Here is a 16,573-nt window from a genome sequence, read left to right as displayed (position 1 = left end):
TAATATCAACATATCAGATTAATTAATCCCTCGATTTTTTTGTTGATAATAGCAATTTACAAAAAACCCCGTGGAGGTGAGAGACCCACGGGGTTCTTCTTTTTATAAATTAAATAATGTATTACTATAATCTATAAGTTTACCAATATATAATCCAAAGAAAATTACTGCCACTATAAATTTTAAAAAGGTTGAAGTTAAAAAACCAATAAAAGATCCAAAAGCTGCTTTTACTGCCGTTTTTGAGTCGTTTTTATTTATCAATTCTCCAACAAGTGCTCCAAAAAAAGGACCAATGATTATGCCTCCTGGAATAGGAGCAATTAAACCAATAATCAATCCAATAGTTGTACCAACCATTCCGTATTTAGAGCCTCCAAATCGTTTAGTACCAATAGCAGGAATAATATAATCTAAAATCCATATAAACCCTGCAATTATAAAAGTTATAATTAAAAACGATTTGTTCATGGGGATTGCATCTGTAAAATGCATGATAAGAAGACCAATCCAACTTGTAATTGGTCCTGGTAAAACAGGTAAAAAACTACCTATAATACCAAGTAGCATAAATAATAATGCTATGATAATTAAAATAATATCCATAAAAATGTTTAATGTTTCTACTTTTTAGACGCAATAACCATGCTATTGTTACAGTTTAAACTAAAAAATTAGTTTAAACTAATTTTTTAGTTATATTTGTATAACTAAATATTTAGTTGAATTGGTTAATTAATATTGAAATGAAACAACTTACTAAAGCAGAAGAGGATATTATGCAAATTCTTTGGCAACTGAAAAAAGCCAATGTAAAAGCAATTATAGAGCAGTTTCCAAAACCTAAGCCAGCATATAATACTGTATCTACAATTGTTAGAATTTTAGAACATAAAGGATTTGTAGATTATGAAAAACAGGGCAAGGGGCATATTTACTTTCCTATGGTTAAAAAACAAGATTATAGTAATCAATCTATAAATAAATTGGTTGATAATTATTTTCAAGGGTCGTTTAAGAGTATGGTTTCGTTTTTTGTAAAGAAGAATGATATGAATATTAAAGATTTAGAATCTGTACTAAAAGAGATTAATAAAAAAGACTCATAATTATGATGCATTATGTCATACAGACCATAGCTTATCAGCTTTTTTTATTATTGTTTATGAGATGGTTTTAAAAAGGAGACGTTTTTCAATTGGAATCGTGCATATTTATTAATAACTGTAGCCTTGTCTTTTATTATCCCTTTTATCAAAATATCCAGTTTTAAAACTATTATCCCTCAAGATTATATCATCAAATTACCAGAGGTTTTTATCGGGAAACCTACTGAAATAGCAATCCAACCTGTTAGCTTAAAATCATCAGTAGTTTTAGAAAAATCTTTTTGGTCTTGGGAACTTGTTTTTTATTTAGGTATTGGTATTGCCTCCCTCTTATTCATTTATAAATTGCTAAAATTAATCCAACTCCTTTATAAGAATCAGAAAGAAAGATTAGATGGTGTGTTAGTAGTTAATTTACCAAAAAGCGACGTAGCATTTTCTTTTTTCAATTATATCTTTTTAGGGGAACACCTTAAAAAAGAGCAAAGAGCAGCTGTTTTAAAACACGAACTGGTTCATGTAAAGCATAGACATACTTTAGATTTACTGTTCTTGGAACTTTTAAGAATTTTATTTTGGTTTAATCCTCTAGTTTACATTTATCAAAATAAAATCGTAGCACTTCATGAATTCATTGCAGATAATCAAGCTTTAAAAACCTACAGTAAACCTCAATATTATCAAAGCTTGTTATCTCAAGTTTTTGAGACTAAAAACATTTCATTCATCAATCAATTTTTAAACAATCATTAATCAAAAAACGAATTATTATGTTACAAAAAACAAAATCAAAACAAGTTAATTTATTAAAGTTTGCTCTTTTAATTCCATTATTATTTGTAATGCTTATGTATTCCTCCTGTCAAAATGAAGGAGATGTTCACATAAATAAGGAGCTTTCTTTAACTGATCAAATTAATAATTTAAAAATGGCTATTGAAGCTAAAGGAGAAATTACTTTAGAAGAAGAGAAGCAGGCTATGATAAGTTTATCTGAAGTTCTAAAAAAGTCGAATAAGTATCTTGAATCCGGAGACGTACCATTTGGTGTTATTGAACAAGTGCCATTATTTCCTGGTTGTGAAAACTCAAACGAGCAAAAAAGATGTATGTCTGATAATATAGCAAAACATATCAACAAAAATTTTAACACCAAACTGGCTAGTGAATTTGAGTTAACTGGAAGACAGCGCATCAATGTGATATTTAAAATAGATACTAACGGTAGTATTGTAGATGTAAGAGCAAGAGCACCACATCCAGCTTTAGAAGAAGAAGCAAAAAGAGTTGTTAAAACCTTGCCTAAAATGATTCCTGGAAAACATAAGGGTAAATCGGTAAATGTACCATACTCATTACCAATAATCTTTCAAGTAGCTGAATAAATGATTAGAATTCCAGTTCTATTTTAGTATTTTTTAAAACCGAAGCACAAACTTCGGTTTTAAATATTGTAGATAGTTTATAACCAGTAACTAATACTTTTGTGGTTTACTCAAGGGATAGTTGGCTTCAAGAAATTCTTTTATTTCCAAAAAATTGTACTTTTCGGTTTCAGTTTAACCCATGAAACGAATTTTAGTTTTTTTAGCAGTTTTAAGTCTCACGTCTTGCGAATATTTCAACGTAAAAAAAACATCTTCGGAAGCTATTTTAAAAGAAGAGTTACAAACGTTTAATTGGAATGATGTGGACACCTATCCTACGTTTTCAGTATGTGATAGTATGACTTCTAAAGCAAGTAGAAAAGAATGTTTTCAAAACACATTAACTTCTCATATTACAGATTATCTTCAAAAGCAAGTTATTGTAGTAACTCAAGATGTAAATGATACCTTAATGTTGGACTTTCAGGTGTCTAATAAAGGCGACTTATCATTAATTAAAACTCAAATAGATTCTATTACAAAACAGGAAATTCCTGAAATAGAGTCGTTTTTATTTCAAAGTTTAGATGCGCTTCCAGAAATATTCCCAGCATTAAAACGTGGGCAACAAGTCACTACAAATTTTAAACTACCACTAATAATCAAGGTTAATTAAAACCTAATGGCGAGTTTTCGCATTAGTCTTAAAATTTCGGCATACAGCCAAACTAGGGTTACTAATAATCCCCAAGTAGCTAACCATTCTTTGTATTTAGGAGATTTATTTTTATGGCGTTCAATGTAATCAAAATCCAGAAGTAAGGATAATGCAGCGAAAATTGCAGCCACAATATTAAAGATAATTGCTGGCCATGAAATACCCCAAATAAAAGTTTTAATCCCGAAAAAGCTTAAAATCCAAGACACTATATAAATCACAAAAATACTAGTAGCAGCTGTAATAATTACGCTTCTTAATTTTTTTGTAACTACTATAATCCGGGTTTGGTAAAGTAATAACATTACAAAAAAAGTCACCATGGTTACGCTAATAGCTTGATAAGGTAGGTTTGGGAAATGCGCATGTGCATAGGCACTCATTCCACCAAGAAAAAAACCTTTTGCAATTGCATAAAGCGGTACTAAAATATGTGCCCAATGCTGCCTAACTGAAATAACGATACTTATAATAATGGCAGCCAGCATCCCTCCCATGGAGTACCATTTAATTTCTGCACCTTCACTATACAGTTTCCAAATGCCAATAGAAATTATGATAATGATAGATATTGATACTATAGATTTGATAAAAATACCTGTTACAGTCATTTTATCCGATGGTTTATAGTCGTTATTAAAAAAGTAATCTGTAAACGCAGGGTTTGATGTTTTATCAAGAAGTTTCATGTCAGTAAATCTAGTAAAAATTATTTTTTAAATGTTCGCCCTTTCCAAATATACCCTCCAAATAACGAGTTGAATGCAACATAAACAGTAAAGAAAGGATAGACGAAAAAACTAGTTAGAAAACTTCTAAAAGCACGTCTTTGATTAAAAAATGCAGAGGTTTTGTAGAGTAATAAAAAATCAATAAGCATTTTAATAACCAATATATAAACCCAAATTTTAATGTTAAAAAGATTAAATATTGAGAGAATGGGTGCTAAAATTAAAAGTAGATTCATAAGCAAAACGATAGTTCCAGTAATTTTACCAAACCAATTGTTGTAAGATTTAGTTTTAGCAGCCCAACGTACACGTTGTTGCATTAAACTACCCCATGAGGTTTCTGATAATGTGTGTAAAATTGCCATTTCACATTTTAAATAATGAACTGATTGCGGATAATTTTTCACGATTTTTTCTAATAGAAAAATATCATCGCCACTAGAAATATATGAATTACCATTAAAACCATCAACAGCATTAAAGATAGTTTTAGTATAGGCGAAATTTGCACCGTTACACAAAAAGGTTTGTTTAAACCAAAACCGCCTATTGTTGCGCCTTGTAAACTGAATATGTCTAGTAGTTGAAACCTGTTTAAAAAAGAATCAGTATCATGATAGGTAATAGGGGCGGCAATACAAACTGTATTGGTTTTTTTGATAAATGCATCAAAGCTATCTAACCAAAATTTTGGTAAGATACAATCTGCATCTGTGGTTACAATCCATTCGTATTTAGCTTTGTTTATGGCAGTAGTTATGGCGTCTTTTTTAGGGGAAGTAGTACTTCTTTCATTATTGATAATAGAAATATGTAATGTTGAATCATCAGGCGTTTTTACTTTTTTATTTATAATATTGACAGAATCATCTTCAGAAGCATCATCAACTAAAATAATTTCAAAAAGATGTTTAGGGTAATTTAATTCAAAAATAGAATCTAATAATTTTGCCAAATTTTCTGCTTCATTTCTAAAAGGTATAACAACCGAAAATTTAGTTTTTGAAGACTTATCAATTAATCTAAACTCTCTTACTCTATCAAAACCTAGAATAAAACCTCCAATTAAAATCAAATAAAATAAGGTAATAATAATACCGATTAAAATCATGTTATAGGTTTTTAGGCAGTTTAAAATTGAGCACATAATAACTTCCAAAGATACTTGGTAACACGAAATTTAAAAGCCACATTATTGTTATAATACTCAATATAGTGAGTTCGTTAATGTTTAAAAATGAAAATAGAAATACTGCAACACTTCCTTTTATAATCACATCAAAAATAAAAATCGATGGTAAAATTGAAGCCAAAAGATACATAGAAGTAATAACCATCATAGCATTTATGTAACCAATTTCAATTTTAAATATATAGAGTAGTATAAAAAATTGAAAGGAGAAAATGAAGTACCTTAGCAGAGACAATATAAACCCTAAATAAAGTTTTGTTACGGGATAGTTAACCAAAAAGTTTTTTAACTTTTCAATTGAAAACCCCTTAATACTGAATTTGCTTTTTTTGATACCAAAACCAGTTATGACGACAACGGTTAAAATTATAATCAAAAGTCTTGAAACCTTATAATAATTGATGTTTACATCATATGTATTTATAAAAAAACTGAAACCGATTACGCCAAAAATTACAGTAATACTCATTTGCATTATGTTGCTCAGTAGGTTGATAAATACAATGCGTTTTCTGTAATTTGAAGTGTAATACATCGCCTTTGTGCCATATTCACCAATTCTATTTGGGGTAAATAATGATGATGTAAGTGCTCCTAAACTTTGTTCTAAAGCATTTTTAAGAGTGATTTTTTTAATGGGAAATACTAAATTTTGCCATTTCAATATTTCTAAAAACCAATTGAAAGTGGATAAAAATAGTAGAAAAAGAATGTTTTTTAACAAAAAAACATCATTTTTTGATATAATTTCAACAAAATTACTAAAACCTAAATTACCATTATTGATTAGTTTGGAGTAAATGAAATAACCAGCACCAAATACAATACTTAATTTAATAAGTACAAAAAAGAATTGTTTAGTTTTGTATGGAAGCGAGTAGTGCATGGTTTAAAATGCAAATTAACCATTAAGTTTTTATGAATGTAAAAATAAACAGACTTAAAATAACAAGTGTAATAATTTGCACCATAGTTTTTTGTTTTTCGGCGTTTTCACAAGGGGATACGAGTATGATCAAGGCACAAATTGCTTTGGGTATAAGTAGCCCCTCTAGTAATGGGTTTGTTCAAGGTTTTCAAGGAAAATCAGTCAATTTTCCAACGGTAAATTTGGGTTTACAATATATGTTTAAACCTGTTTTAGGAGGGAAACTAGATTTTGGATTTAGTAGAGTTTCTAATGATAACAATGCTCAAGAATTTAAATTAAATTACTCTCGTATCAATACGCAATTGGTTTATGATGCTTCGAGAGCTATTGCAATATCTAATAAAACTGGTGTGTTTTTACATATGGGGCCCGGAATTTCAATGGTAAAGCCATTAGGAAATTATGGGAAAAACAAACTTTCTTTTTTAAATGCTATGGGAGGTTTAGAGTTACATTATGGCATTTCTGATAGCTTGACATTGTATTTAGATACGGCATATATATTAGGTTTTGGAAAAGATTTTAATCCAGTTTCAAGTGGGTTTGGAGCATTTAACAGAAATTTATTAACTATAACATTTGGAGTATCCATTTCGCTGAGTGGTTGTTATTATTGCGGAGATTAATGAAGGAAAGAATAATTTTAGGAATAGATCCAGGAACAACCATTATGGGTTTTGGACTCATAAGTGTAAAAGGTAAAACCATGGAATTCATGCAACTAAATGAGTTGGATTTAAAAAAATATAGCGATCATTACTTAAAATTGAAGCTAATTTTTGAGCGTACTATCGAATTAATAGATACCCACAACCCAGACGAAATTGCGATTGAAGCTCCTTTTTTGGTAAAAATGTACAAAGTATGTTAAAGTTGGGGAGAGCTCAAGGGGTTGCTATGGCTGCAGGTTTAAGCAGAGAAATACCAATTACTGAATACCTGCCTAAAAAAATAAAAATGGCAATTACTGGCAATGGAAATGCCAGTAAAGAACAGGTTGCTAAAATGTTACAAAGTTTATTGGGCTTAAAAACATTACCTAAGAATTTGGATGCCACAGATGGTTTGGCTGCTGCAGTTTGTCATTTTTATAATTCTGGTAGAATTGAGGTTGGTAAGAGTTATTCTGGATGGGCTAGTTTTGTGAAGCAAAATGAAGATAGGGTTAAAAAGTAGTTTTTTGCCATTACTGCAAGGGCAGGAATCTATTTAATCTGAAATAATATTGGACATCATTAATTTTAATTACACCATAATAATTCTAAGAATAGGGTTTCTTTACTATTTCGGAAGAGAATTATATCTCACTTCATTTAAAAAGAAGAAAAACAAATATATTTGGTTTACTGTAGTTTTAGCTTTTGGTTTCTTCGGCTATTCAATTTATATTGCTTATCGTAGAAATTTTGTGGTTAAAAGGAAGTTTAAACCTAATTTTAATCATCATAATTAGTAAAACTAAAACTGTTAATTATCGCTGGCATCTATATTCATATACCGTTCTGTAAACAAGCCTGTCACTACTGTGATTTCCATTTTTCAACGTCTTTAAAAAGAAAGATGAACTCATTCAATGTGTCATAAAAGAGTTAGAATTGCGACAAGAAGAATTTCAGAATAAAGCTGTAGAGACTATTTATTTCGGAGGAGGTACTCCAAGTTTGTTATCAAATAGTGAATTGCAATTGATTATTGATACTGTTTATAAAAACTATTCGGTTTCTGAAAATCCAGAAATAACTTTAGAAGCCAATCCAGACGATTTATTGCCTGAGCGCATTCAGACTTTGGGAAAATCACAAATAAACCGATTAAGTATTGGTATTCAATCCTTTTTTGAACGTGATTTAAAATTGATGAATCGAGCTCATAATGCTAATGAAGCTAAAAAATGTCTTGAAGAAGCTATTAAATATTTCGATAATATTTCAATAGATTTAATTTACGGTATCCCTGGACTAAATAATGAAGAATGGATAGAAAATATAGAAACTGCATTAGCTTTTAATGTACCGCATATTTCCTGTTATGCCTTAACGGTAGAGCCAAAAACAGTATTAGCATCATTTATAAAAAAAGGTGTTATAGAAAATGTAGATGATGATTTGGCTCAAGAACAATTTACTATTCTTGTTGACAAACTAGAAGCATCGGGATTTGTGAATTATGAATTGTCCAATTTCGGGAAGCCAAACTATTTCAGTAAAAATAATTCAGCCTATTGGCAAGGAAAATCTTATTTAGGAATTGGCCCCTCAGCACACTCTTTTAATAGTGACCAGCGTAGTTGGAATGTGTCTAATAATACACAGTACATTAAAGCAATTCAACAAAATAGATTGCCTTCGGAAACCGAAACACTTTCAGTTACCGATAAGTTTAATGAATATATTATGACTGGTTTACGTACCGTTTGGGGAGTTTCACTAGAAAAAATCCAGAATAATTTTGGAGAGAATTATAAAAAATATCTTTTGCAACAATCCGAAGTTTATATTCAAGAACATTTATTGTATATTGATGATGATAAATTATTAACCACTAAAAAAGGCAAATTTTTAAGTGATGGTATTGCCTCAAATCTTTTTAAAATTAATTTATAGTGATTGCAACAATACAATATAATTCTAGAAAACTTCAAATAGACTTAGAAAAACCCCTAGATATTTCAATTCCATTACGGGCATCAAAAAATAATGTAAACGCTTGGTATGTTGACGAGCCTAAAATAGAAGCAGTAAAGGATGGCGAATGGACTGCAAGTGTAAAAGAAGGTGCTTGCATCAATTTTAATAACATCGTATTCAACCCTCATGCACACGGTACACATACCGAATGTGCTGGACATATTACAGAAAAGCCATATTCAATCAACCAAAATTTAAAGCAGTTTTTCTTTTTGGCAGAAGTGATTACCGTAGCTCCAGAAAAGTATTTAAAAGATAAAGTTATTTCTAAAAAACAGTTGCAATTTGCATTAGGAAATAAAAAAAGAGACGCAGTTGTATTGCGAACCATGCCTAATACAAATGAGAAAATTTCGAGACAATATTCTAACACAAATTGGACGTATTTACTAGAAGAAACAGTAGATTTTTTAGTTAGTAAAGGCATTAAGCATTTACTGATTGATACTCCAAGTATAGATAGAGAAAAAGATGATTGTCAACTTTTAGGACATAATGCATTTTGGAATACAAAAGGGAAATTAAGGATAGATGCTACTATAACAGAGTTGATTTATGTGCCTAATAAAATTGAAGATGGCGAGTATTTTTTAAATTTACAAATAGCTCCGTTTGAAAATGATGCAACACCCAGTAAACCTATTCTGTATAAAATAATTGATTAAATGGAAGTTTTTTTAGCAATAATAATTGGAGCTTTAGTCACTCTAGCAGGCGTTACTTTTGTAAAGACTATTAAGAAAAAGCAATTGGTAAATGCCCAATCTACAATTCTCTTAGATAAGATAAAAAAAGTATGTAAGTTTATAACTGTTGAGGGAGATTTTGCTGAGATTTATCATTATGAAGATGTAAAGCAAAAGTTTCTAAAACTTATTACTAGCAAGAAGAAAGCACTTGTAGTGATAAATGCTAAGGCACATGTGGGGTATGATTTATCAAAAATTGAATTAAAAGCAGACACCGACAAAAAGAAGATTCTTTTAGAGCATTTTCCGCAACCTGAGGTACTGTCAATTGAAACTAACTTAAACTATTATGATAAGTCTGATGGGTATTTTAATAAATTTGAAGCTACAGATTTAACAGGCTTACACAACGAGGCAAAACTTCACATAAAAGATAAAATTCCAGAAAGCGGACTTATAGAAATAGCTCAAAAAGAAGCCTTAGAAACTATTTTGCTTATTGAAACAATAGTGGAAACCATTGGTTGGAAATTAGATTATTCAGCATTAAAAATAGAAGAGAAAAGTACTAAAAAATTGGAGTAATGCTAGAGATTTCAAAAGATAAAAGCAAACTTCAAATTGATGTGATTCACTCTTTTAACACAATCATACTGGGCGAAAGGTAGAACTGTTGAAGAAGTAAAAAATCAATAGACAATTGTCTATGTTTTGGTATTTATCTAGAAGAAACCCAAATTGGTTTTGCAAGAATAGCTACAGACTATGTTGTTTTTGCATATATAATGGATGTGTTTGTATTGCCAAAGTTTAGAGGGAAAGGATATTCCAAACAACTTATGGAGGCAGTTCATTCAGCAGAAGAATTGCAAAATTGTAAAGTCTGGATGTTAAAAACTGCTGATGCTCATGGTCTCTATAAACAATACGGGTATACTGAACTAAAACATCCTGAAAAAGTTATGGAAAGACTCCTTTAGTCTCAAATTAATTCCTTTTTTTAGAGGAAAGCCAGATATTAATATAGACCAAATAATAACTATGAGAACATTAAACGTATACAATAATGTTAAAATAATTATTTTCTCAATTGGTATTTGTTTAACAATTTTTGCCATTCATCAATATGGTTTAGTTGATAGTCATACACCTCCATTAGGTTTTATTCTTCCTTTATTTTTTATGGTTTTAGGTTTATTTTGGATGATAATTGATTGGGGAATATCTTATTTTTCGAAAGCAATTCAAATCAACTATTATATCAATTATGTAAGTGTTTTTATTAATTTTATAATTATTATTTTAATACTAGTGGATGCAATATGAACATAGAACAAATAAGAACATACTGCTTAAGTAAAAAAGGAACTACCGAAGATTTTCCTTTCGATGAAGATACACTAGTATTTAAAGTGCTAGGCAAAATGTTTGCATTGGCTTCACTTAAATGGTGGGAAAGAGGAGAAGCAGCAATAAATTTAAAGGCAGATCCAGAGTACTCTCAAGAATTGCGTGCAGAACACTCCAGCATCCGTCCAGGATATCATATGAGTAAAAAACATTGGAACACACTATATCTTCACGAAGGCGAATTGCAACCTCAACTCATAAAGCAATTGATAGATCATTCATACGATATGGTGGTAAAAGGCATGACCAAAAAAATGAGAGAATCTTTGTTTGATTAAAATACTGATAATCAATTCTTTTTAGTTACATTTATAATCTCTCTAATTCCTTACATATTTTATAGCATAATCATTAAAGCCCTTAAATCTTAAAGTAGTATTTAATTTTAACCAATATATTAACTTTAATTTTTAACAGATTATGAAAACAACTAACCAATTTTTTGTGGCAATTTTTCTATTGCTATTAATTCCATCTGCAATTTTTGCTCAAGATGAAACTCCAGAAAGTCAGCAATTTATGGCTGTAACCACCAACCATTGGAATATGGATAAGGAGGATTTTAAAATGAGTGAGTGGAAAGCTGCAGCAAAAGAGTATCATGAAAAAGTAACCATGAAGAATGAATATATCATGGGTGCTTCCATGTATATTCATAATATGACAGCTGATAATACTGAGTTCCTAACAGTACAAAACTTTGCTTCTGGGAAGATATGGGCAAGTTTGGAAAACGAAACGCAGAGTTAGAAAAAGAAGCATGGCCAGATGAAGCGAAGAGAAAAGCATTTTTAAAAAATCTAAATTCTTATTATAGTAATGAGCATTCTGATGAAATTTACGCACCTATATCAGGCGCTAAGCACATGAAAGAACAACCAACAAAAGATATGCTGTGCTATGTACGAAAAAGTCATTTTGCTTTTCCTGAAGAAGGCTCAATGGAGGAGTTTGAAACTATGAGGAAAAATTTTTTAGAAAACACAGTAAATAAAAACGAATACATAAAAGGATACTATCCAAATGTGCATGCTTGGGGATCAGACAAAACTGAATTTGTTGAAGCATTTTTTCTCGACTCAGTATCAGACTTAGATAAAATGTTTGACAGAACAGATGAGTTAATAAAAGAAGCATGGCCAGATACAGAAGAGAATAAAGCTAAAGGAAAAACTTGGAGCAGCTATTTTACAGGTGTTCATGGCGATTATTTATATACCTTTATTTATGATCTTTCAAAATAAAATAGTTTAAAATTCACAAAAAAAGGATGCTATCTAGTATCCTTTTTTTGTTTCTAAAAACCAAACTTGTTCAACCTCTAATTTAAATGTATTATTGCAAAACAAACATCAGTAGTCATGAGCGTACTCCAAACTTTACAAGATAGAAGCAACAATACATGCGAGTTGTGCGCTTCAACACAAGATTTAAAGCAATACACCATTCCGCCATCACTAAACGAAAATGTGGCTAACGATATTTTAGCATGTAAAACCTGTTTAGATCAAATAAATGGTGATACAGAAATAAATCCCAACCATTGGCGTTGTTTAAACGATAGCATGTGGAGTGAGCATGTAGCAGTTCAAATTATGGCGTGGAGAATGCTCCAAAGACTCCGTAACGAAGGCTGGCCAAAAGATTTATTAGACATGATGTATCTGGACGATGAGTCACTAGTACTAGCAAGAGCAACAGGCGAGCATAAAGATGAAAGCGAAAAAATTATTCACCGAGACACAAACGGTATCATTTTAGAAAATGGTGACAATGTAGTTTTGATAAAAGATCTAAAAGTAAAAGGCTCCAGTATGGTTGCTAAACAAGGTACTGCGGTACGTAATATCCGTTTAGATCGAGAAAATGATAAATACATAGAAGGAAAAGTTGGTGCACAACAAATAGTAATAATAACAGATTATGTAAAGAAAACTTAATATTTGGGCTTTACCCAAGGGTCGGGCTATCTGTTGCAAGTCCTCGCGCCTCCTAAGTCGGGCGGTGGGCTTTTATTCATGGTTTTTCATTTTATATTAATGAATTCATGAACATAAATGTTTCTCTACTATCCCTAACGCACCAGTCCGCAATTGTCATTGCTTAACCCGAAATCGTAATAAGTATATATTGAAGTAAAATGTTAGAAATAAGACCAACTTGCGAAAATTGTAATACCTCATTGCCTTTCAATTCTAAAGAAGCCATAATTTGTTCATTCGAATGTACATTTTGTGAAAACTGTGTAGAAACCATTTTGCAACACGTTTGTCCAAATTGTAAAGGCACGTTTGAAAATCGTCCCATACGTCCTAAGGGTTTACTAGATAAATATCCAGCCTTAAAAAAGGTGGTTTACAAACCTGTAGATATTAAAAAACATCAAAAACTGTTAGAAAAACTTAAAAGTATTAAATAGAATAATTTTGTTTTAGGCTGAGGTATCAGCAATAATCTTCCACTCTCCATTAATTTTCTTAAATACAAGCATAAAAATTCCATCGGCATTACCAATGTCTCTTTTAATATGAAACTCACCTAAAACATAATAAGAGCCTGGAGAGATATTATTAATAGCATTAATTTTGAAACTTAATTTCCCTGTATAAGCAGCAGTAGGATAATAAGTTAAATAATGGTCTAGTGTATTTTCCCAACCATAAGTAACTCCTTTTTTCCGTAAAACGCCAAAGAATCATTTTTCCAATAACTATCCATAAACCCTTCTATATCATTGTTAGACCAAGCAATTCGTGATTTTTTTAAAACTTTATTTATGGCTTTAATGTCAGCAATTTCAGAAGTTTGGGCATAACTAGAGGTAAGTACAAAAAGAGATATAATTATAATTAATTTATTCATAATAGTAGGTTTTTCAAAAGTATTTCTAGGTAAAAGTAATCAAATTTTAGGATAACATAGGAATACAAATGTTACTCACCGATGAAATTTACATCCAAGTATTTTTCAACGAGAGTTAAATTCTATTGGTCGAAAAATTAGAGTGATATTAATATAACATTATATATTTACATCATAATCAGACTATTAATAGCCCAAATTTATTGTCGAACTAAAAATTTATTTATTATGGATTTAAGAATTACCAGTTGTAACAACTTCTTCAAGTTAAAAGGAAACCTCAACAAAAATAATGTTGATATTTTTCAAACAGAATTTAATAAAGCTTTCAAAAGATTTAAAAACCTTACCATTAGTGTAGAAGGTTTGGAAAGCGTTGACCGTTTTGGTGTAAATGCTTTGGCTGATTTACATTCAAATTCTTTAAAAAACAACATACAATTAGCTATAGTTGGTTTAGGTTGTAAAGAACTTTACGATCATTTTAGAGCTAACGAAGCAGCTTAATTTTTCTGAATTCCCCCTTTTTTTAAATGCTATAAATTTTAATAAATTTATGATTATTTTAACATATGGTAGGAAATTTAAATATTTTTTGTATGTTAGCGACATAATTTATCGATTAAATACCAAATTTACCGTTGAACTAAATAATCTAACATGGATTTAAAAATCACAAATTGCAATAATTTCTTTAACCTTAAGGGGGATTTAAATAGAAATACTTCAGAGTTTTTGGAGAAAGAAATTTTTAATGCTTACAAAAAGTTTGATAAACTCACTATCAATATTGAAAACCTAAAGTCAATAGATACTAAAGGTTTAGATGTTCTTGCTAATTTGCATTATCAAGCAGAGAAAAATCAAAAAGAGTTTTCAATTATTGGTTTAGGCTGTAAAGAAATTTATGACCATTTTGAATCAACTGAAGCTGCAGCTTAAATTACAAAACAGTTTTTTGTTTTTTATAAAATGCATCAGCTTGTAGTTGCATCAATTCGCGTGCCTTTTTGTGCTTATAGGCATACAATTCATCATCGTTTTTAATGTTGGTGTAAACACGGTTATTAATTGTGTTTTCCGTATCGATCATTGTTGTTCTTTGGTTTTTATTTTGAAGAATAATACTTCTAACAATATCTTCTTGATCTTCAAGATTAAAATCGTAACTGCCTTTTTGTGCTAATAGTTTGGCAAAAATTGGAGCGGTTTCTATAGCTAAAAACAATAGAAAAATAAAGAAAGAAGGTAGCCAAGGCAATTTGTTTAATGCATTAATTCTTGCCATTAAACCATCAAAATTATTAATTATTGGTTGGGAAGTTATCACTTGTGAGTTGTAATCTCCTTTTAACTCCGCAATTTTTGTTTCGGCAGCTAGAATTTTAGCTTTATTTTCAGTTTTAAGGGTTTGTAAATCTACTAAAGCAGCGTCATGTTTTTCTCGTTTTTCTGCATACACAGGGCCTTTCCCTAAAAGTTTTGTGCCAGCAGTTCCTTCAGCTTCAGAAATATAAGTGCTATATAAATTATTAACTTCGGTTTCTTTGTTGGTGATTTCATTTTGAAGTGCCTTGATTTCTGCGTTTAAAATTTCAATTTCAGGTGTAAACTGTTCTGCTATTTGAGTTTTGTTAGCCAAGGTCATAACATTTTTTTCTTCCAGTAATACCTGATTAATTTCTTTTTCAAAAATTTTCAATTCCAAAGGTTTTGCAATTACAATAGCGATGATTATGGCTAAAATAATTCTAGGAGAAGCTTGCAAAATTTCATCTAACACATTTCCTGTTTTCTTGATGGTAGAAACGATATAGCGGTCTAAATTAAAAATGAGTAACCCCCAAATAAGTCCGAAAAAAATAGAAGAAAACAAATTGTCAAAAACGGTATAAAGTGCATAGCTACCAGCTATAAAAGCCATAACTGCTGTAAAAAACACAGTAGCACCAATGCCTGCATATTTATTTTGCTCTCCTGATGAGCAATTGTTTAAAATAGAAGTATCTGCACCAGAGCAGATGATGAAAAAGCGCTTTAACATAATGTGATTGATTTTGATTGATTGACTATTAGAACGTTAAAAAGCTTAAAATGTTACACTTTTAGGAGGATTTTCTAGACCGAATACTCTCAATAATAACTGTAGAAATAATTAAAGCACCTCCAATAAAGGTGTTTGAAGTAGGAATTTCATTTAAAAATATAAACGCTAAAATAATACCAAAAACAGGTTGTGTGCTTACAATTATACTTGATGTGCTAGCAGAAAAATGCTTTAAACCTCGTATAAACAAGCTATGACCTATGGCAGTTGAAAGTAACGCCAACAAAGTTATGTAAGGCAATTGAATAGTTATTTTTGAATTATCTAAGAAATATAATACTGGAGAAACGGCTATTGTTACAACCAAAAGTTGATACACCATTACCATAATACCATTGTATTTTTTTGCTGACTCTCTAATAATAATATTTCTAATAGAGAACAGTAATGCAGAAAACACACCCCAAAGTACGCCTTTTACATTTGTGTTTTCAATATTAAATTCAGGAACCAATGCATAAATACCTATTAGTACTAAAATTCCTAAAAGAATGTGTACTTTGTTAAATTTTGTTTTTGAAATTAGTGGTTCTAAAATTGAAGTTATGGCTGGAAATGTAAACAGTGATAACATTCCAATTGAGACGTTTGAGATTTTTACTGAATAGAAATAGGTAATCCAATGCCCGCCAAGGAGTAAGGCACTTACTATGAAAGTAGCTTTGTCTTTTTTTGAATTAACTTTTAAGCTTATGCTCTTAATTTTACAATAAATAAATAGCATTATTAAAGCAAAAAAGCACGCCACCATATGATAACAGCAGCAGGCA

The 16,573-nt window shown here is 30.3% G+C and carries 24 protein-coding genes and 2 pseudogenes; 18 read left to right on the top strand and 8 right to left on the bottom strand.

Annotated elements, in window-relative coordinates; translation table 11 throughout:
* Positions 1-102: 102 nt before the first annotated feature.
* Positions 103-606: a DUF456 domain-containing protein gene (locus tag AC0L5U_RS11610; protein ID WP_473416567.1), complete on the bottom strand. Its 504-nt coding sequence runs from the start codon at positions 604-606 to the stop codon at positions 103-105.
* Between the two features lie 140 nt (positions 607-746).
* On the opposite strand from AC0L5U_RS11610, the gene AC0L5U_RS11605 reads away from it, so the two are divergent.
* The 4 genes from AC0L5U_RS11605 to AC0L5U_RS11590 all read left to right on the top strand — a co-directional run bounded on the left by AC0L5U_RS11605 (position 747) and on the right by AC0L5U_RS11590 (position 3,152).
* A complete protein-coding gene (locus AC0L5U_RS11605) occupies positions 747-1,109 on the top strand; it encodes a BlaI/MecI/CopY family transcriptional regulator (protein WP_473416566.1) in 363 nt (120 codons plus the stop codon).
* 123 nt (positions 1,110-1,232) lie between these two features.
* Entirely contained in the window at positions 1,233-1,862 is a 630-nt protein-coding gene (locus AC0L5U_RS11600; protein ID WP_473416565.1) for a M56 family metallopeptidase, read from the top strand.
* Between the two features lie 17 nt (positions 1,863-1,879).
* On the top strand, positions 1,880-2,494 hold the full coding sequence (locus AC0L5U_RS11595) for an energy transducer TonB (RefSeq protein ID WP_473416564.1): 615 nt from the start codon (positions 1,880-1,882) through the stop codon (positions 2,492-2,494).
* Positions 2,495-2,675: 181 nt separating this feature from the next.
* Positions 2,676-3,152: a hypothetical protein gene (locus AC0L5U_RS11590; protein WP_473416563.1), complete on the top strand. Its 477-nt coding sequence runs from the start codon at positions 2,676-2,678 to the stop codon at positions 3,150-3,152.
* Here the strand turns inward: AC0L5U_RS11590 and AC0L5U_RS11585 are convergent.
* From AC0L5U_RS11585 to AC0L5U_RS11570, 4 genes are read right to left on the bottom strand one after another with little or no spacing between them, the layout of a single operon-like run.
* Positions 3,149-3,883: a Bax inhibitor-1/YccA family protein gene (locus AC0L5U_RS11585; RefSeq protein WP_473416562.1), complete on the bottom strand. Its 735-nt coding sequence runs from the start codon at positions 3,881-3,883 to the stop codon at positions 3,149-3,151. The genes AC0L5U_RS11590 and AC0L5U_RS11585 overlap by 4 nt on opposite strands.
* A 20-nt stretch (positions 3,884-3,903) precedes the next feature.
* Entirely contained in the window at positions 3,904-4,290 is a 387-nt protein-coding gene (locus tag AC0L5U_RS11580) for a glycosyltransferase family 2 protein (protein WP_473416560.1), read from the bottom strand.
* A gap of 50 nt (positions 4,291-4,340) precedes the next feature.
* On the bottom strand, positions 4,341-5,036 hold the full coding sequence (locus AC0L5U_RS11575) for a glycosyltransferase (RefSeq protein ID WP_473416559.1): 696 nt from the start codon (positions 5,034-5,036) through the stop codon (positions 4,341-4,343).
* 1 nt (position 5,037) lies between these two features.
* Positions 5,038-6,003 (bottom strand): lysylphosphatidylglycerol synthase domain-containing protein, encoded by a 966-nt coding sequence (locus tag AC0L5U_RS11570; RefSeq protein ID WP_473416558.1) that lies wholly within the window; start codon positions 6,001-6,003, stop codon positions 5,038-5,040.
* 125 nt (positions 6,004-6,128) lie between these two features.
* Here AC0L5U_RS11570 and AC0L5U_RS11565 point away from each other — a divergent pair, with 125 nt between their 5' ends.
* The 12 genes and pseudogenes from AC0L5U_RS11565 (at position 6,129) to AC0L5U_RS11510 (ending at position 13,253) form a co-directional block, all read left to right on the top strand.
* Positions 6,129-6,674 carry a cell envelope biogenesis protein OmpA gene (locus AC0L5U_RS11565; RefSeq protein ID WP_473416557.1) on the top strand — a complete coding sequence of 182 codons (546 nt, stop codon included), beginning with the start codon at positions 6,129-6,131 and terminating at the stop codon, positions 6,672-6,674.
* Positions 6,674-7,224, top strand: a pseudogene (ruvC, locus tag AC0L5U_RS11560) (crossover junction endodeoxyribonuclease RuvC). Before AC0L5U_RS11565 ends, ruvC begins: the two are co-directional and overlap by 1 nt.
* 297 nt (positions 7,225-7,521) lie before the next feature.
* Positions 7,522-8,651, top strand: a pseudogene (hemW, locus tag AC0L5U_RS11555) (radical SAM family heme chaperone HemW).
* On the top strand, positions 8,651-9,400 hold the full coding sequence (locus AC0L5U_RS11550; protein WP_473416556.1) for a cyclase family protein: 750 nt from the start codon (positions 8,651-8,653) through the stop codon (positions 9,398-9,400). Before hemW ends, AC0L5U_RS11550 begins: the two are co-directional and overlap by 1 nt.
* Positions 9,401-10,009, top strand: a complete 609-nt coding sequence (locus AC0L5U_RS11545) for a DUF4230 domain-containing protein (protein WP_473416555.1) — start codon at positions 9,401-9,403, stop codon at positions 10,007-10,009.
* A gap of 107 nt (positions 10,010-10,116) precedes the next feature.
* Positions 10,117-10,404: a GNAT family N-acetyltransferase gene (locus AC0L5U_RS11540; protein WP_473418280.1), complete on the top strand. Its 288-nt coding sequence runs from the start codon at positions 10,117-10,119 to the stop codon at positions 10,402-10,404.
* Between the two features lie 61 nt (positions 10,405-10,465).
* Entirely contained in the window at positions 10,466-10,750 is a 285-nt protein-coding gene (locus AC0L5U_RS11535; protein WP_473416554.1) for a hypothetical protein, read from the top strand.
* Entirely contained in the window at positions 10,747-11,112 is a 366-nt protein-coding gene (locus tag AC0L5U_RS11530) for an MmcQ/YjbR family DNA-binding protein (RefSeq protein ID WP_473416553.1), read from the top strand. Before AC0L5U_RS11535 ends, AC0L5U_RS11530 begins: the two co-directional genes overlap by 4 nt.
* A 142-nt stretch (positions 11,113-11,254) precedes the next feature.
* Positions 11,255-11,584: a hypothetical protein gene (locus AC0L5U_RS11525; protein WP_473416552.1), complete on the top strand. Its 330-nt coding sequence runs from the start codon at positions 11,255-11,257 to the stop codon at positions 11,582-11,584.
* Positions 11,551-12,078: a hypothetical protein gene (locus AC0L5U_RS11520; protein WP_473416551.1), complete on the top strand. Its 528-nt coding sequence runs from the start codon at positions 11,551-11,553 to the stop codon at positions 12,076-12,078. The genes AC0L5U_RS11525 and AC0L5U_RS11520 overlap by 34 nt, the downstream gene beginning before the upstream one ends.
* Positions 12,079-12,195: 117 nt before the next feature.
* A complete protein-coding gene (locus tag AC0L5U_RS11515; RefSeq protein WP_473416550.1) occupies positions 12,196-12,774 on the top strand; it encodes a PhnA domain-containing protein in 579 nt (192 codons plus the stop codon).
* A gap of 200 nt (positions 12,775-12,974) precedes the next feature.
* Complete coding sequence (locus AC0L5U_RS11510) at positions 12,975-13,253, top strand: DUF1272 domain-containing protein (protein ID WP_473416549.1); 279 nt, start codon at positions 12,975-12,977, stop codon at positions 13,251-13,253.
* Positions 13,254-13,474: 221 nt separating this feature from the next.
* Here the strand turns inward: AC0L5U_RS11510 and AC0L5U_RS11505 are convergent, their stop codons facing one another.
* Positions 13,475-13,696, bottom strand: coding sequence for a hypothetical protein (locus AC0L5U_RS11505; RefSeq protein ID WP_473416548.1), 222 nt, complete (start codon positions 13,694-13,696; stop codon positions 13,475-13,477).
* Positions 13,697-13,924: 228 nt separating this feature from the next.
* On the opposite strand from AC0L5U_RS11505, the gene AC0L5U_RS11500 reads away from it, so the two are divergent.
* Both AC0L5U_RS11500 and AC0L5U_RS11495 read left to right on the top strand, forming a co-directional pair.
* Positions 13,925-14,203 carry an STAS domain-containing protein gene (locus tag AC0L5U_RS11500; RefSeq protein ID WP_473416547.1) on the top strand — a complete coding sequence of 93 codons (279 nt, stop codon included), beginning with the start codon at positions 13,925-13,927 and terminating at the stop codon, positions 14,201-14,203.
* Positions 14,204-14,356: 153 nt separating this feature from the next.
* Positions 14,357-14,638: an STAS domain-containing protein gene (locus AC0L5U_RS11495; protein WP_473416546.1), complete on the top strand. Its 282-nt coding sequence runs from the start codon at positions 14,357-14,359 to the stop codon at positions 14,636-14,638.
* Between the two features lies 1 nt (position 14,639).
* Here the strand turns inward: AC0L5U_RS11495 and AC0L5U_RS11490 are convergent, their stop codons facing one another.
* Positions 14,640-15,740, bottom strand: coding sequence for a DUF4407 domain-containing protein (locus tag AC0L5U_RS11490; RefSeq protein ID WP_473416545.1), 1,101 nt, complete (start codon positions 15,738-15,740; stop codon positions 14,640-14,642).
* Between the two features lie 61 nt (positions 15,741-15,801).
* Positions 15,802-16,527: a DMT family transporter gene (locus tag AC0L5U_RS11485; RefSeq protein ID WP_473416544.1), complete on the bottom strand. Its 726-nt coding sequence runs from the start codon at positions 16,525-16,527 to the stop codon at positions 15,802-15,804.
* Positions 16,528-16,573 lie beyond the last annotated feature (46 nt).

Source organism: Jejuia sp. G7-7, assembly GCF_055808955.1.
The sequence above is the reverse complement of the archived record's forward strand: the minus strand, read 5'-3'. Positions and strand labels throughout refer to the sequence as shown.

Excerpts from the sequence above, each read along its gene's own strand:
- AC0L5U_RS11610 (WP_473416567.1), bottom strand. The coding sequence starts at position 606 with ATGGATATTATTTTAATTATCATAGCATTATTATTTATGCTACTTGGT.
- AC0L5U_RS11605 (WP_473416566.1), top strand. The coding sequence starts at position 747 with ATGAAACAACTTACTAAAGCAGAAGAGGATATTATGCAAATTCTTTGG.
- AC0L5U_RS11595 (WP_473416564.1), top strand. The coding sequence starts at position 1,880 with ATGTTACAAAAAACAAAATCAAAACAAGTTAATTTATTAAAGTTTGCT.
- AC0L5U_RS11590 (WP_473416563.1), top strand. The coding sequence starts at position 2,676 with ATGAAACGAATTTTAGTTTTTTTAGCAGTTTTAAGTCTCACGTCTTGC.
- AC0L5U_RS11585 (WP_473416562.1), bottom strand. The coding sequence starts at position 3,883 with ATGAAACTTCTTGATAAAACATCAAACCCTGCGTTTACAGATTACTTT.
- AC0L5U_RS11580 (WP_473416560.1), bottom strand. The coding sequence starts at position 4,290 with ATGGCAATTTTACACACATTATCAGAAACCTCATGGGGTAGTTTAATG.
- AC0L5U_RS11575 (WP_473416559.1), bottom strand. The coding sequence starts at position 5,036 with ATGATTTTAATCGGTATTATTATTACCTTATTTTATTTGATTTTAATT.
- AC0L5U_RS11570 (WP_473416558.1), bottom strand. The coding sequence starts at position 6,003 with ATGCACTACTCGCTTCCATACAAAACTAAACAATTCTTTTTTGTACTT.
- AC0L5U_RS11565 (WP_473416557.1), top strand. The coding sequence starts at position 6,129 with ATGATCAAGGCACAAATTGCTTTGGGTATAAGTAGCCCCTCTAGTAAT.
- AC0L5U_RS11545 (WP_473416555.1), top strand. The coding sequence starts at position 9,401 with ATGGAAGTTTTTTTAGCAATAATAATTGGAGCTTTAGTCACTCTAGCA.
- AC0L5U_RS11535 (WP_473416554.1), top strand. The coding sequence starts at position 10,466 with ATGAGAACATTAAACGTATACAATAATGTTAAAATAATTATTTTCTCA.
- AC0L5U_RS11530 (WP_473416553.1), top strand. The coding sequence starts at position 10,747 with ATGAACATAGAACAAATAAGAACATACTGCTTAAGTAAAAAAGGAACT.
- AC0L5U_RS11525 (WP_473416552.1), top strand. The coding sequence starts at position 11,255 with ATGAAAACAACTAACCAATTTTTTGTGGCAATTTTTCTATTGCTATTA.
- AC0L5U_RS11520 (WP_473416551.1), top strand. The coding sequence starts at position 11,551 with ATGGGCAAGTTTGGAAAACGAAACGCAGAGTTAGAAAAAGAAGCATGG.
- AC0L5U_RS11515 (WP_473416550.1), top strand. The coding sequence starts at position 12,196 with ATGAGCGTACTCCAAACTTTACAAGATAGAAGCAACAATACATGCGAG.
- AC0L5U_RS11510 (WP_473416549.1), top strand. The coding sequence starts at position 12,975 with ATGTTAGAAATAAGACCAACTTGCGAAAATTGTAATACCTCATTGCCT.
- AC0L5U_RS11505 (WP_473416548.1), bottom strand. The coding sequence starts at position 13,696 with ATGAATAAATTAATTATAATTATATCTCTTTTTGTACTTACCTCTAGT.
- AC0L5U_RS11500 (WP_473416547.1), top strand. The coding sequence starts at position 13,925 with ATGGATTTAAGAATTACCAGTTGTAACAACTTCTTCAAGTTAAAAGGA.
- AC0L5U_RS11495 (WP_473416546.1), top strand. The coding sequence starts at position 14,357 with ATGGATTTAAAAATCACAAATTGCAATAATTTCTTTAACCTTAAGGGG.
- AC0L5U_RS11490 (WP_473416545.1), bottom strand. The coding sequence starts at position 15,740 with ATGTTAAAGCGCTTTTTCATCATCTGCTCTGGTGCAGATACTTCTATT.
- AC0L5U_RS11485 (WP_473416544.1), bottom strand. The coding sequence starts at position 16,527 with ATGCTATTTATTTATTGTAAAATTAAGAGCATAAGCTTAAAAGTTAAT.